Raw genomic sequence first — 14,210 nt, 5'->3', positions numbered from 1 at the left:
GCCGAGGCGGCCGCGGACGCGGGACCAGGTCAAACATGACCGACATCCGGCCATAACCCGCCCATCATCCAATAAACCGCCGAATACCGGCACGCACCACATCGACGCCATCACCCCACCCTTAGTCCTATGACCGTACGGATTCCGGCAGACCCGTCAAGCGGAATGGAGAAGCTGTCACCGGCCGGGGACCGGGGCGCGTCCGGAAACGATCAGAGAACGGGTGCGGGCGCGCCATCCCGGCGGCCGCGCCCGTTCTCCGGGTCCGCGTTCCCGAAGCCTTCCGTGAAGTCGCGGCGACTCGCAATCACGCACGCCCGCGCGTCGCGGACCATCCCCGGCATCAGCCCCGGACCAGCCCCGAAGCGCGCCGACGCCGACCGGAGCGTCCAGCTAACGTTCAGAAACTCCAGGCAACGCTCAGGAAAGCCGCAGGGGTCAAGGCCCTCGGCTGCCGCCCCTCCCCGGCAGCCCGCACAGCAACAACGCGAGGCAGGCGGCGGGACGACTCCTCGGCCCCGGCAGCCGCTCGGCGAAAAAGTCCTGAACGACGAAAGGACCCGAGGAGCGGCAATCGCCCCCTCGGGTCCTCTCATGTCACGCATAACGCCGGGTTGTCGCAGTCGCCGTGTCCCGCCTGAGAACGGGGGGCTCGGCACCCGCCGTCAGGACGAGGCGGGGACCGGGTCCTCGTAGCGGGTGAGTTCGGCGGCCAGGTCGTCCGGCACGCGGGCCAGCAGGACGGTGCCCGCGGCCTGGTGCTCCTGCTTGAGGACCTCGCCCCGCTCGTGGACGGCGGTCACCAGGTCGCCCCGCTCGTAGGGGAGCAGGACGCGGATCTCGCGCGCGAGCGTGGGCAGGTCGCGCTCGATGGCGGCCCGCAGCTCCTCGATGCCCTGGCCCGTGCGGGCCGAGACGACGACGCTGTGCGGTTCGCGCCGGCGGAGCCGGGCGATGGCCAGCGGGTCGGCGGCGTCCGCCTTGTTGATCACGATGAGCTCGGGCAGCGACTCGGCCCCGATCTCCCGGAACACCTCGCGGACCGAGTCGATCTGGAGCTCGGGGTTCGGGTCGGAGCCGTCCACGACGTGCACGACCAGGTGCGCGTCGGTGACCTCCTCCAGGGTGGACCGGAACGCCTCGACCAGCTGGTGCGGGAGGTGGCGCACGAACCCGACCGTGTCGGTGAGCGTGTGGGCCCGCCCGGACGGGGTGGTGGCGCGCCGGACGGTCGGGTCCAGGGTGGCGAACAGGGCGTCCTCCACCAGCACCCCGGCGCCGGTGAGCCGGTTCAGCAGGGACGACTTGCCCGCGTTGGTGTAGCCGGCGATGGCGACGGCGGGCACCATGTTGCGGCGGCGCTCGCCGCGCTTGGTGTCGCGGGCCTTGGCCATCTCGGCGATCTGGCGGCGCAGCTTGGCCATCCGGGTGCGGATCCGGCGCCGGTCCAGCTCGATCTTGGTCTCACCGGGGCCGCGGCCGCCGATGCCGACGCCGCCCGCGGCGCGCCCGCCGACCTGCCGGGACAGGTTGCCGCCCCAGCCGCGCAGGCGCGGCAGCAGGTAGTTCAGCTGGGCCAGCTCGACCTGGGCCTTGCCCTCGCGGCTCTTGGCGTGCTGGGCGAAGATGTCGAGGATCAGCGCCGTCCGGTCGATGACCTTGACCTGGACGATCTCCTCCAGGTGGCGCAGCTGGCTCGGCGCGAGCTCGCCGTCGCAGATCACGGTGTCGGCGCCGGTCGCGATCACGACGTCCCGCAGCTCCTGGGCCTTGCCGGAGCCGATGTAGGTCGCCGCGTCGGGCCGGAGGCGGCGCTGGGTGAGGCCCTCCAGGACCTGCGACCCGGCGGTCTCGGCGAGCAGCGCGAGCTCGCGGAGCGAGTTCTCGGCGTCCTCGGCGGTGCCCTCGGTCCAGACGCCGACGAGGACGACGCGCTCCAGGCGCAGCTTCCGGTATTCGACCTCGCTGACGTCTTCGAGTTCGGTGGACAGTCCCGCGACACGGCGCAGCGCCCGGCGCTCCTCGAGGTCGAGGTCCCCGGTCATGGGCTCGTCCCCGTCATGGGCGTCGAGGCCGGCGAGGTCGTCGCGGACGTCGTCGGTGCGGTGTTCAGAGAAAGGTTCAGTCATATGCCCTCTGTCAAACGCCGTGGAGGCCCGGTCGATTCCCCACGAGGGGCTCGTACCCGCGCCGCACCGCGGCATCCCCGCGATGTTCCGGCCCGGACCGTCCGGCGGCTCACCCGCGGCCCTCCCGCGCGGCTCCCCGAGATCGTCCCACGCGCCGCTCGGGCAGGTCACCCGATTATCCCGGCCCCGCCAGGGGGAGTTCCTCCAGGGACCCCCCGCTTTGACCTGGATCCGTACCGGCGAGTAGCGTACTCCACATAACAGAAGTGGAATTTCGCTAGACGAAATTCGCGCCGGTCGGCCGGGCACGGCGGCCGGCGCGGCGCGAAGGACCACTCGGGCACCATCCAGACCACGAAGCAGCACACAAGGAAGGGCGGGCACCATGACCGACGGTGTCGAGGTCCGGGGACCTCTGGGCGAGCGCTACGACGAGATCCTCACCCCCGAGGCTCTCGGCCTGCTCGCCACTCTCCAGCGCGAGTTCGGCGGCCGCCGCAAGGAGCTGCTGAAGGCCCGCGAGGAGCGCCAGGAGCGCCTGTCCGCGGGCGGCACGCTGGACTTCCTCCCCGAGACGGCCGAGATCCGCACCGACGACACCTGGCGCGTGGCCGACCCGGCCCCGGGTCTGCGGGACCGCCGCGTCGAGATCACCGGCCCGACCGACCGGAAGATGACGATCAACGCGCTGAACTCGGGCGCCAAGGTGTGGCTGGCCGACTTCGAGGACGCCAACACCCCGCTGTGGACGAACATGGTCGAGGGCCAGCTGAACCTGCGCGACGCCCTCGACCGCACCATCGACTTCACCGACGCCAAGAGCGGCAAGTCCTACGGGCTGAAGGACGACGAGGAGCTCGCCACCATCGTCGTCCGCCCGCGCGGGTGGCACATGGAGGAGAAGCACCTGCTGGTGGACGGCGAGCCGATGTCCGGCTCGCTGTTCGACTTCGGCCTGTACTTCTTCCACTGCGCGCGCCGCCAGCTCGCCAAGGGCAAGGGCCCGTACTTCTACCTGCCGAAGATGGAGTCGCATTTGGAGGCCCGCCTCTGGAACGACGCCTTCAACCTGGCGCAGGACACCCTGGAGATCCCGCGCGGCACGATCCGCGCGACCGTCCTGATCGAGACCATCCCGGCCGCGTTCGAGATGGAGGAGATCCTCTACGAGCTGCGCGACCACTCCGCCGGGCTGAACGCCGGCCGCTGGGACTACCTGTTCAGCGTGATCAAGAAGTTCCGGGACCGGGGCGCCGACTACGTGCTGCCGGAGCGGAACGCGATCACCATGACCGCGCCGTTCATGCGCGCCTACACCGAGCTGCTCGTCCGCACCTGCCACAAGCGCGGCGCGCACGCCATCGGCGGCATGGCCGCGTTCATCCCGTCCCGCCGGGACGCCGAGGTCAACAAGGTCGCGCTGGAGAAGGTCCGGGCGGACAAGACGCGCGAGTCGGGCGACGGCTTCGACGGCTCCTGGGTCGCGCACCCGGACCTGGTCCCGGTCTGCCGCGAGGTGTTCGACGGCGTCCTCGGCGACCGGCCGAACCAGCGCGAGCGGCTCCGCGAGGACGTCAAGGTCTCGGCGGCCGACCTGCTGAACTTCAAGGCGACGCCGGGCGACATCACCGAGGCGGGCCTGCGCAACAACATCGACGTGGCGCTGCGCTACCTCGCGACCTGGCTGAACGGCTCGGGCGCGGTCGCGATCCACAACCTGATGGAGGACGCGGCGACCGCCGAGATCTCCCGCTCGCAGGTCTGGCAGTGGATCCGCAACGGCGTGGTGCTCACGGACGGCCAGACCGTCACCCGCGAGCTGGTCGAGCGCCTGCTGGAGGAGGAGCTCGCCAACATCCGCACCGAGCTGGGCGACGCCTACAACGAGCCCCGCTACAACGAGGCCGTGGCGCTGTTCAAGGAGGTCACGCTCGCGGACGAGTACTCCGAGTTCCTGACCACCCCGGCGTACATCCGCTTCCCGTAGGGAAGCACTCCCGCATCACCATGGGCGCGGTGGCCCGGCTGAGTCACCCAGCCGGGGCCGCCGCGCCCGTCGCCCAAGGGAGACGGCATGGCAGACACCCTCCGGGCTCTGGCCGAGCACTGCACGCGCCTGCTCGGCCCTGAGGCGGTCATCACCGACCCCGTACGCCTGCGCACGTACGAGTGTGACGGGCTGACGTCCCACCGTGCCTCTCCCGGGCTGGTCGTCCTGCCCGAGAACGCCGAGCAGATAGCCGCCATCGTGCGCGCGTGCGTGAAGGCGGGCGTTCCCTACGTGGCCCGGGGGTCGGGGACGGGCCTGTCCGGCGGAGCGCTCCCCCGGACGGATGGCGTGCTCATCGTGACGGCGAAGATGCGGCGCGTCCTTGAGATCGACGCCGCGAACCAGCGCGCGACCGTCGAACCGGGCGTCATCAATCTGGACGTGACGCGCGCGGCGCGCCCGTACGGGTACTACTTCGCACCCGACCCGTCGAGCCAGCAGATCTGCTCGGTCGGCGGGAACGTCGCGGAGAACTCGGGCGGCGCGCACTGCCTGAAGTACGGATTCACCGCCCACCACGTCCTGGCCTGCGAGATCGTCACCCCCGACGGTGAGATCACGGAGCTGTCGCGGGACGACCCGGGCTTCGACCTGCTGGGCGTGTTCGTCGGCTCGGAGGGCACGCTCGGCATCACCACCAAGATCACGGTGCGGCTGACCCGGCTGCCGGAGACCGTCCGGACGCTGCTGGCCGCGTTCGACACGATCGAGCGGGGCGGTGCGGCGGTGTCGGCGATCATCGCGGCCGGGGTGGTGCCCGCCGCGATCGAGATGATGGACGCGCTGTCGATCGAGGCCGCCGAGGCGGCCGTGGCCTGCGGCTACCCCGGCGGCGCGGGCGCGGTGCTGGTGGTCGAGCTGGACGGCCCGGCGGCGACCGTCGAGCACCAGTTCGCCGAGGTCGGGCGGCTGTGCGGGGAGGCGGGCGCGTTCGAGATCCGGGTCGCCGCGGACGACGCCGAGCGGGCGCTCATCTGGAAGGGCCGCAGGTCGGCGTTCGCGGCGATGGGCCGGATCAGCCCCGCCTACATCGTCCAGGACGGCGTGATCCCGCGGACCGCGCTCGGCGAGGTGCTCGGACGCATCGACACGCTCAGCCGCGAGTCGGGCGTGCGGGTCGCGAACGTCTTCCACGCCGGGGACGGCAACCTCCATCCGCTCGTGCTCTTCGACGACGCGGTCCCGGGCGCGCAGGAGCGAGCCGAAACCGTCTCGGGCGCGATCCTCGACCTCTGTATCGAGCACGGCGGTTCCATCACGGGCGAGCACGGCGTGGGAGCGGACAAGGCCCGCTACATGCCGCGCATGTTCAGCGACGACGACCTCGACACGATGCAGATGGTCCGTTGCGGGTTCGACCCGAAGGGCCTGTGCAACCCGGGCAAGGTGTTCCCGACTCCCCGCCTGTGCGGCGAGGTTCCGGGCGTCCGGAAAGGTCCGCACCCGCTGGTCGCCGAGGGAAAGGCGGACCTGTTCTGATGCCCGTTCTGGACGCGTTCGCCAAGGTCTGCCCCGATGTCCGTCCCGGGTCGGACGCCGACCGCGTGGACGGCCTGACCCCGCAGGTCGTCGCGCTGCCCGCCTCCCTGGACGAGGCGTCGGCGGTGCTGCGGACGGCCGCCGGGCTCGGTCTGGCCGTCGTCTCGTCCGGCACCGGGAGCAAGCTCGACCGCGGCCGTCCGGTCGGGCGCTGCGACGTGGTCGTCGGCACCCGCAACCTCGACCGGATCATCCGGCACTCCCCCGGCGACCTCACCCTGCACGTCGAGGCCGGGCTGACGTTCGGCGCGCTGCGCGAGGCCGAGGCCGGCGGGTGGGGGCAGCACCTCGCGCTCGCGCCGCCGGAGGGCGGGACGATCGGCGGCGCGATCGCCGCGGACGCCGCCGGGCCGAACAGGCTGCTGCACGGTTCCGCCCGCGACCTGCTGATCGGGATCACGGTCGTCCGGGCGGACGGAACGGTCACGCGGTCGGGCGGCAAGGTCGTCAAGAACGTCGCGGGATACGACCTGGGCAAGCTCTACACCGGTTCGCTCGGCACGCTCGGTCTCATCGTGGACGCGACGTTCCGGATGCATCCGGTCACGCGCGTCGTGCGTGTGGCGGCCACCATGGACGATCCCGGACGGGCCGTCCAGGCGGTGCTGCACTCGCAGGCCGTCCCGCGCGCGCTGGAGATCGACCGTCCGGCGGGTTCGGACGAGACGATGGTCGTCGTCGAGGCGGAGACCGAGACCCCTGACGAGACGTCCGCGCACCTGCGCGAGCTGCTCGGCGGCACTCCCGCGTCCGACCCCGACTGGTGGAACACCCTTCCCGAGGGGGAGCCCCTGGCGGAGATCCGCAGTCTCCCCGCGCGGCTTCCGGAGGTCATGGAGGCCGCCAAGGGACTGCCACTACGCGGCTCCGCCGGTTGCGGCCGCCTCTACACGACGTCCGACGACGTGGAGGCACTACGTGAGGCGCTGAAACCGATCGGCGCGCGGGTCGTCCTCGTGCGCGCGCGGCAGGCCGTCCGTGAATCCGTGGACGTATGGGGCCCCATGCCCGCCCTGCCGCTCATGCGGCGCGTGAAGGACCAGTTCGACCCCGAGCACCGGCTCTCGCCCGGCCGGTTCGCCGAAGGAGTGTGACCGCGTGGCCCGGCCCGACGAACAGCGCTCCGGAGGGCAGCCCGAGCAGCACAGCGAACTGCCGGATCTGCTGAGCGACTGCGTGCACTGCGGTTTCTGCCTGCCGACCTGCCCGACGTACGTGCTGTGGGGCGAGGAGATGGACTCGCCGCGCGGGCGCATCCACCTCATGCAGCAGCACCAGGAGGGCGCTCCGCTGGACGACGCGATGGTGCAGCACTTCGACGCGTGCCTGGGCTGCATGGCGTGCGTGACGTCCTGCCCGTCCGGTGTCCGGTACGACCGGCTCGTCGAGATCACCCGGGCCGAGGTGGAGGCCGAGCACCCGCGGTCACTCCCTGAGCGAGCCGTTCGTGAGGCGATTTTCCGGCTCTTCCCGTATCCGGGCAGGCTGCGGGCGCTGCGCGGCCCGCTGCGGGCGTACCAGCGCTCCGGGCTGCCCGCGCTGATCAGGCGCAGCGGCGTGCTGGAGCGGCTGTCCCCGACGCTCGCGGCGATGGAGCGTCTCGCGCCGCCGTCCCAGGAGTCCCCCAGGCTGCCCGAGCGGGTCGCCGCGCGAGGCGGACGCCGGGCAACGGCGGGGATGCTCACCGGATGCGTCCAGCGCGAGTTCTTCCCCGGCGTGAACGCGGCGACCGCGCGCGTGCTGGCGATGGAGGGCTGCGACGTGCTCATCCCGCGGCAGCAGGGTTGCTGCGGGGCGCTGTCGCTGCACTCCGGCCGTGCCGACGAGGCTCGCGCCTTCGCCCGCAGGACGGTCGAGACGTTCGAGGACGTGGACGTCATCGTGGTCAACTCGGCGGGCTGCGGCTCGGCGATGAAGGAGTACGAGACTCTGCTCGCGGACGATCCCGCATGGGCGGCTCGTGCGCGCGCGCTCTCGGAGAAGACGCGCGACCTCGCCGAGTACCTGGTCGAGTTGGGCCCGCGCGCCGAGCGGCACCCGCTGCCGGTGACCGTCGCCTATCACGACGCCTGTCACCTCGCGCACGCGCAGGGGGTGCGTGCGCAGCCGCGCGCGCTGCTGGCGGGCATCCCCGAGCTGACCGTGAAGGAGATCGCGGACCCGGACATCTGCTGCGGCTCCGCGGGGACCTACAACCTGCTCCAGCCCGAGGCCGCCGCCGAGCTCGGCGACCGCAAGGCGGCCACCGTGGCCGCGACCGGCGCGGACCTGCTCGTCGCGGCGAACCCCGGCTGCTCGCTCCAGATCGCGCAGGCCCTGGAGCGGCAGGGCGCGCCGCTGCCGGTCGCGCACACCGCACAGGTCCTGGACGCGTCGCTGCGCGGGCACTCCGCCTCGTCGTTGCTCATCCGCTGAGCCCCGGCCCTACTCAATTAATGACAAACACCTCTTCACCAGGACAGACAAAGCACGGCCTCCGCGTCAGTTCCGGGCGCTGAATCCGATGTTCTCGAAGGCCGGTTCCCAGAAGCCGCACGCGCCCAGGTTGGCGAGGCCGGCCCTCACCGCGACGACCTGCGGACGCTGGTAGAGCGGCAGCACCGTCGCCTCCTGCCAGACCAGCTTGTCGGCCTTGTTGATGAGCTTGCGCGCCCGCGCGGTGTCCACCTCGGCTATCGCCCGGTCCATGGCCGTGTCGATCTCCGGCGAACCCGCGCGCGCGTAGTTCTGCTGGATGTGGTCGCCCTGCGGACGCGCGAAGACCGAACGCAGCGGGGACAGCGGGAATGCCGTGCCCAGCCACGAGAACGGCACGATGTCGAAGTTGCCGGGCGTGACGTACTGGTCGAACAGGTCGTCCGTGGGGACGGGCACGATGTCCACGCGCACGCCCACGCGCGCGAGGAGGGCCCGGGTGAGTTCCCCTTCACGTCTGCTCGCGGCCACCCCGGACGGCACGACGAAGCGCAGGGCGAGGGGACGGCCGTCCTTCATGCGGTACGTGCCGCGGTGCGGCCAGCCCGCCTCGTCCAGCAGCCGCCCGGCACGCCCCGGGTGGTAGTGCCCGAGCATGCCCGAGTCGTCCTGGTATCCGGCCTGCGTGTTGACGTAGAAGTGGTTCCCCAGCGGGCGCGGCGGACGGCCCAGCCCCGCCAGGTCGGACCGGACGATCACCTCGCGGTCCACCGCCATGAACAGCGCGCGCCGCACCCGCACGTCCGCCAGCACCGGCGAGGCCGCGTTGAACGTCAGGTGCCGCCAGTCCGGTCCGCCCGCGCGGCGGATCCGCGCGCCGCGGACCTCGGCGGCGCGGCGCAGCGCGGCGGGGTCGGTGCCGACGTCCATCAGGTCCACCTCGCCGTTGGCGAACGCGCCGGGCATCGCGCCGGGGTCCATCGCGCGGAAGACGATGCCGTCGAGCTTGGCGGGCGGCCCCCACCAGCCCGGGTCCCGGACGAGCTCGACGGACTTGGCGGTCCCGTCGATCCGGCGGACCCGGAACGGCCCGGCCGTCACCGGCACCCGGTTCACCCAGCCGTCGTTGAACGCGTGCGGGTCCCCGCTGGTGGAGGCCGGGTACAGCGGGCTGAACAGGCTGCGCCAGTCGGCGTAGGGACGGGCGAAGGCGACCTTGACCTCCCGGTCGTCCGCGCCGCGCCGGACCTTGGTGATCTCCCGGTAGCCGGTGACGGCCGCGACCTGGAAGCGCGGGTCCCGGCCGGAGAGCGCGTTGGCCTGCGCGGCGAAGTCGGCGTAGCCGATGGGCCGGCCGTCGGACCAGTGCGCGTGCGGGTTGATCCGGTAGGTGACGACCTGGTGCGGCTTGGTCTCGGTGACGTGCGCCGACTCCAGGTATTCGGGCACTGGATGCGGAACGGCCTTGTCGTCCGCGCGCATGAGGAACGGGAGGATTCCCTGCAGCACGAGCGCGACGGTGCCTTTGCCGCCGTTCACATGGTGGAAGTTGAACTGGGCGGGGAACTCGGGCAGCGGCCAGCGCAACGTCCCGCCGACGCGGACGCGGTCGCGCGGTTGGGGGTTCACGTCGTAGGCGGGCGGCTGCCCGTCCCCGGCCGACGCCTGCTGAGGGGAGTAGCCGGGCGCGCTGCATCCCTCGGCCGCGCACAGCGACGCGACCGCGCATAGCGAGGCGACCGCGAGCGCGACCCGGGGCCGGACGTTCATTTGCCGACACCCAGCGCGTAGTGGCAGGCGACCGCCCTGTCCGGTTCGCCGGCGATGATCCGCGACACCGGATCCTCCTGGTCACAGCGTGTCCGCGACGCTTCGGAGAGGGCGAGGTACCGGGGGCAGCGCTGCCGGAACCGGCATCCGCTCTCCAGCCGGGGCGCGTCGGGCGGGACGTCCGGCAGCCGGACGCGTCCGCGCTTGCGTTCCAGCACCGGATCGGGGATCGGGACGGCGTCCAGCAGCGCGCACGTGTAGGGATGCGCGGGGGCCTCGTAGACATGCTCGACATCGCCGATCTCGACGATGCGTCCCCGATGCATGACGGCCACCCGGTCCGCGACGCGTCGCACCACCGCAAGGTCGTGCGCGACGAACAGGTACGCCAGCCCTAGGCGAGCCCTCAGTTCCTCCAGCAGATCAATGATTCCGGCCTGCACGGACACATCGAGTGCCGCGACGGGTTCGTCCAGCAGGATCAGGCTCGGTTCCAACGCGAGCGCACGAGCGATGCCGACGCGCTGCCTCTGCCCACCCGAGAGGCCGTGCGGATGACGGGCGGCATGGGAGGGTTCAAGACCGACCAGTTTCAGCAGTTCTTGCACGCGGTCCGGAATGTGCTTCACCGGAAAGCCGTGAGTGCGCAGCGGTTCGGCGAGGATCGCCGAGACCCGCATCCTGGGGTCGAGTGAGCTGAACGGGTCCTGGAACACCACCTGGACATTGCGGCGCAGGGCTTTGCGGCGCGCGCCGTTGAGCGCGGCGGTGTCCTCGCCGAGGATCTCGATCCGGCCGCCGTTCCGGGGCCGCGCCATGGCGAGGACCTCCATCAGGACGGTCGTCTTGCCACATCCCGACTCCCCCACGAGCCCGAGCGTCTCGCCCGCGCGGATGTCGAACGTGACGCCGTCCACGGCCCGCAGGACTCCCGACCGGCGTCCGAGCGGGCCCCTGTGCTCGAAGTGGAAGCGCCGCAGGTCGGTGACCTCCAGGACGGCCGGACGGCTCGTACGGGTGCCGTCGCCCCGGTCGGCCGACGGGAGGATGTCGGCGAGGGACAGCGGGTACACGGCGTCGGGGTCCCGCGTCGCCGGGGTGTTGACGCACGCGACGGCATGCGCGGGACGTCCGACGGGCAGCAGCGGGGGCTCCTCGTCCCGGCAGGCCGGGACGGCGATCGGGCAGCGCGGCGCGAACGGGCAGCCAGGCGGGAGCGCGGTGAGCGACGGCGGCGCGCCGTCGATCGGCACCGGGCGGGCGCCGGCGCCGTCCAGGCGCGGCAGCGAGCGCAGCAGCCCGATCGTGTACGGCATCCGGGGCCGCCGGTAGACCTCCTCGACCGGACCGGTCTCCACCGCGCGGCCCGCGTACATCACCAGCACCCGGTCGGCGAACCCGGCGACCACGCCGAGGTCGTGGGTGATCACCAGGATGCCCGCGCCGGCCGCCTCGCCCGCCTCCCGCAGCACGTCCAGCACCTGCGCCTGGAGCGTCACGTCGAGCGCGGTGGTGGGCTCGTCGGCGACGATCGCGATCGGGTCGTTGGCGACCGCCATCGCGATCATGACCCGCTGCCGCATGCCGCCGGAGAACTCGTGCGGATGCGCGCGGGCGCGCCGCGCGGCCTCCGGGATGCCGACCAGGTCGAGTAGTTCCACCGCGCGCGCACGAGCGGCGGAGCGGGTCGCCCCGGAATGGACGCGGATGGCCTCGGCGATCTGGTCGCCGACCGGATGCACCGGCGTGAGGGAGGACAGCGGGTCCTGGAACACCATCGCCAGGTCCTTGCCCCGGACGCGGGACATCTCGCCGTCCGACAGTCCCAGCAGCTCGCGGCCGCGGAGCCGCACCGAGCCGGTGACGCGCGTCCGCTGCGGCAGCAGGCCGAGCACCGCGAGCGCGAGCGCGGTCTTGCCCGACCCCGACTCGCCGACCACGCCGAGCACCTCGCCCCGCCCGACCGACAGGCTCACCCCCCGGACGGCCCGGACGTCCGGCCGGTAGGTGACGTCGAGGTCCCGGACCTCCAGGACGTTCATCCCGGCCTCCCCTGCGTTCATCCGGTGCTCCCCTCCGCGGCGGGCCCGCCGGCGGCGGTCCGCACGCCCTCGGCCGGAACCTCCGCGCCGGACGGCTCGGCCCCTGCGGACGCCGGGGCGAGCTGCGGGTCGAGCACGTCGCGCAGCCCGTCGGCGAGCAGGTTCACCGCCAGCACGATCAGCACCAGCAGCCCGGCGGCGAACCCGAACAGCCACGGGAAGACCGTCGCCGCGCCGCGGCTCTCGGCGATCACCGTGCCGAGCGAGGTGTCCGGCGGGCGCACCCCGAACCCGAAGTAGGACAGCCCTGACTCGGCGAGGATCGCCACGCTGACGTTCACCGCCGCGTCCACCAGCAGCAGCGACGCCAGGTGCGGCAGCACGTGCCGCAGGATCGTGCGGCCCGCGCCGACGCCGGTGAACCGCGCCGCCAGCACCCACTCGCGCTCGCGCAGCGACACGGTCATGCCCCGCACCATCCGCGCGGTGACCATCCACAGGAAGGCCGCGAGCAGCGCCACCAGCGCCTGCCAGCTGCCGCCGAGCGCGGGCGACAGGACGGCCACGACCAGGAACGACGGCAGGACGAGCAACAGGTCCACGCCCCACATCAGCGCCCGGTCGGCCCAGCCGCCGAGGTACCCGGCGACGGTGCCGACGACCGCCGCGAGGCCGGTGGACAGCACCGCCACCGACAGGCCGATGAGCAGCGATTTCTGCATCCCGCGCAGGGTCAGCGCGAACACGTCCCGGCCGCTCTGCGTGGTGCCGAACCAGTGCTGCGCGGACGGTCCGCTGAGGAACGCCGCGAAGTCGATGTCGTCCCAGCCCCACGGCGACACGAGCGGCCCGGCGAACGCGAGCAGGAACAGCAGCGCCAGCAGCGCCGCGCCGGCGACCGCCCGACCCCGTCCCGGACGCCCTCTCATCGCGCGCGTCACCTCGTCCTCGTGCGCACGCGGGGGTCGAGGACGCCGTAGAGGACGTCCGAGCAGAGCCCGGCGAGCAGGACGGTCACGGCGGCGAAGCAGGCCGTGGCGGCCACGACGTTGACGTCGCCGCGGGAGATCGAGTCCACCAGCCACTCGCCCATGCCGTGCCAGCCGAAGATCTTCTCGGTGAACATCGAGCCGAGCAGCAGCATCCCGAACGTGTAGGAGAAGTACGTGGTCATCGGGATCAGCGCGGTCCGCAGCCCGTGCCGCAGCAGGGCGGCGCGGCGGGTGAGGCCCTTGGCGCGCGCCGTCCGGACGAAGTCGGCGTCCAGCACGTCCAGCATCAGGCCGCGCTGGTAGCGGGCGTACAGGGCGGCCTGCCCGAACGCGACCGTGAACGTCGGCAGCAGCAGGTGCCGGACCCGGTCGGCGAAGCCGCCGAGACCGCCGAACGTGCCGTCGCCCGCGCCCGGCGTCGCCTCCCCGACCCACGCGAACAGCTGCGTTCCGGCCAGGGCGTTCACCCGCTCGGCGGCGTACTGGAGCAGGACGGCCAGCACGAACACCGGCACCGACAGCAGCAGGTAGGAGCCGTAGGTGGCGACCCGGTCGGGGAACCGGTCGCGGCGGACCGCCGCGTACGCGCCGACCAGCACGCCGAGCACCCCGCCCAGCACCGCACCGCCGAGCAGCAGCCGCAGGCTCACCCACGCCCGCCGACCCATCTCCCGGTTGACCGCCTCGCCCTCCCACGTGTGTCCGAAGTCGCCGTGCAGGACGCCGTCCGCCCAGGTGACGTAGCGGTCCCGGAGGGGGGTCCGGTCGTTGAGGTTCAGCCGGGTCAGCTCGGTGTCGACGACGGACGCGGAGGGACGGGGGCTGCGGTCCATGAGGTTCGCGCGGGGGTTCAGCGCGCAGGCGGCGAGGACATAGGCGAGGCTCGTGGCCAGGACTACGAGCACCGCGTAGTTGGCCAGACGCCGGAGCAGGAAGCCCGCCATCCTCTCCTCTCCACACGCTAGGCAGTCACGGAATGCTACTTATTGCTCACGTGCGGCGCAGGGATTCAGGCAAGAATCGGGCCCCGTCCATCGCGCGCGCATGAGCCACCTTCCCCACGCGCGCGAGCCGTCCCCCGCGCGCGCACGAGCCGCCCTCCACGCGGGTCTGGGTCTTCCTGCGCGTGGGCACGAGGAGGTTGCGCGACGAAGGCGCACGATGCCCAGCAGGGCATCGTGCGCCTTCGGGATGTCGCCGGTGTGGCGCGTCAGGCGGGGACGGGCTAGGCGACACCGAGGACGTCCACCAGGACACCAGGCTGGCCAGGGCC

9 protein-coding genes are annotated in these 14,210 nt (G+C 72.4%); 4 read left to right on the top strand and 5 right to left on the bottom strand.

What is annotated here, in order from left to right; genetic code table 11:
• Positions 1–665: 665 nt before the first annotated feature.
• The gene (hflX, locus tag AB0J52_RS02055; RefSeq protein ID WP_500179689.1) at positions 666–2,129 is read right to left on the bottom strand and encodes a GTPase HflX; all 1,464 of its coding nucleotides are present in this window, start codon (positions 2,127–2,129) and stop codon (positions 666–668) included.
• Positions 2,130–2,514: 385 nt separating this feature from the next.
• Here hflX and aceB point away from each other — a divergent pair, with 385 nt between their 5' ends.
• From aceB to AB0J52_RS02035, 4 genes are all read left to right on the top strand, one after another.
• Positions 2,515–4,116, top strand: a complete 1,602-nt coding sequence (gene aceB / locus AB0J52_RS02050; RefSeq protein ID WP_500179688.1) for a malate synthase A — start codon at positions 2,515–2,517, stop codon at positions 4,114–4,116.
• 87 nt (positions 4,117–4,203) lie between these two features.
• The gene (locus AB0J52_RS02045; RefSeq protein ID WP_500179687.1) at positions 4,204–5,658 is read left to right on the top strand and encodes an FAD-linked oxidase C-terminal domain-containing protein; all 1,455 of its coding nucleotides are present in this window, start codon (positions 4,204–4,206) and stop codon (positions 5,656–5,658) included.
• Entirely contained in the window at positions 5,658–6,812 is a 1,155-nt protein-coding gene (locus AB0J52_RS02040; RefSeq protein WP_500179686.1) for an FAD-binding oxidoreductase, read from the top strand. Before AB0J52_RS02045 ends, AB0J52_RS02040 begins: the two co-directional genes overlap by 1 nt.
• Before the next feature lie 4 nt (positions 6,813–6,816).
• The gene (locus tag AB0J52_RS02035; protein ID WP_500179685.1) at positions 6,817–8,133 is read left to right on the top strand and encodes a (Fe-S)-binding protein; all 1,317 of its coding nucleotides are present in this window, start codon (positions 6,817–6,819) and stop codon (positions 8,131–8,133) included.
• 66 nt (positions 8,134–8,199) lie between these two features.
• Here the strand turns inward: AB0J52_RS02035 and AB0J52_RS02030 are convergent, their stop codons facing one another.
• Genes AB0J52_RS02030 through AB0J52_RS02015 form a run of 4 tightly spaced genes read right to left on the bottom strand, consistent with a single transcriptional unit; the run spans position 8,200 to position 13,881 of the window.
• Positions 8,200–9,903, bottom strand: a complete 1,704-nt coding sequence (locus AB0J52_RS02030; RefSeq protein WP_500179684.1) for an ABC transporter family substrate-binding protein — start codon at positions 9,901–9,903, stop codon at positions 8,200–8,202.
• Positions 9,900–11,966, bottom strand: coding sequence for a dipeptide ABC transporter ATP-binding protein (locus AB0J52_RS02025; protein WP_500179683.1), 2,067 nt, complete (start codon positions 11,964–11,966; stop codon positions 9,900–9,902). Before AB0J52_RS02025 ends, AB0J52_RS02030 begins: the two co-directional genes overlap by 4 nt.
• Positions 11,963–12,874 carry an ABC transporter permease gene (locus AB0J52_RS02020; protein WP_500179682.1) on the bottom strand — a complete coding sequence of 304 codons (912 nt, stop codon included), beginning with the start codon at positions 12,872–12,874 and terminating at the stop codon, positions 11,963–11,965. The genes AB0J52_RS02025 and AB0J52_RS02020 overlap by 4 nt, the downstream gene beginning before the upstream one ends.
• An 8-nt stretch (positions 12,875–12,882) precedes the next feature.
• Positions 12,883–13,881 carry an ABC transporter permease gene (locus AB0J52_RS02015; protein ID WP_500179681.1) on the bottom strand — a complete coding sequence of 333 codons (999 nt, stop codon included), beginning with the start codon at positions 13,879–13,881 and terminating at the stop codon, positions 12,883–12,885.
• Positions 13,882–14,210: the final 329 nt, after the last annotated feature.

Origin of the sequence: Spirillospora sp. NPDC049652 (assembly GCF_040675125.1) — a bacterium.
Lineage (GTDB): Bacteria > Actinomycetota > Actinomycetes > Streptosporangiales > Streptosporangiaceae > Spirillospora.
This window is presented reverse-complemented; position numbering and strand designations above follow the sequence as displayed.

Excerpts from the sequence above, each read along its gene's own strand:
- hflX (WP_500179689.1), bottom strand. The coding sequence starts at position 2,129 with ATGACTGAACCTTTCTCTGAACACCGCACCGACGACGTCCGCGACGAC.
- aceB (WP_500179688.1), top strand. The coding sequence starts at position 2,515 with ATGACCGACGGTGTCGAGGTCCGGGGACCTCTGGGCGAGCGCTACGAC.
- AB0J52_RS02045 (WP_500179687.1), top strand. The coding sequence starts at position 4,204 with ATGGCAGACACCCTCCGGGCTCTGGCCGAGCACTGCACGCGCCTGCTC.
- AB0J52_RS02040 (WP_500179686.1), top strand. The coding sequence starts at position 5,658 with ATGCCCGTTCTGGACGCGTTCGCCAAGGTCTGCCCCGATGTCCGTCCC.
- AB0J52_RS02030 (WP_500179684.1), bottom strand. The coding sequence starts at position 9,903 with ATGAACGTCCGGCCCCGGGTCGCGCTCGCGGTCGCCTCGCTATGCGCG.
- AB0J52_RS02025 (WP_500179683.1), bottom strand. The coding sequence starts at position 11,966 with ATGAACGCAGGGGAGGCCGGGATGAACGTCCTGGAGGTCCGGGACCTC.
- AB0J52_RS02020 (WP_500179682.1), bottom strand. The coding sequence starts at position 12,874 with ATGAGAGGGCGTCCGGGACGGGGTCGGGCGGTCGCCGGCGCGGCGCTG.
- AB0J52_RS02015 (WP_500179681.1), bottom strand. The coding sequence starts at position 13,881 with ATGGCGGGCTTCCTGCTCCGGCGTCTGGCCAACTACGCGGTGCTCGTA.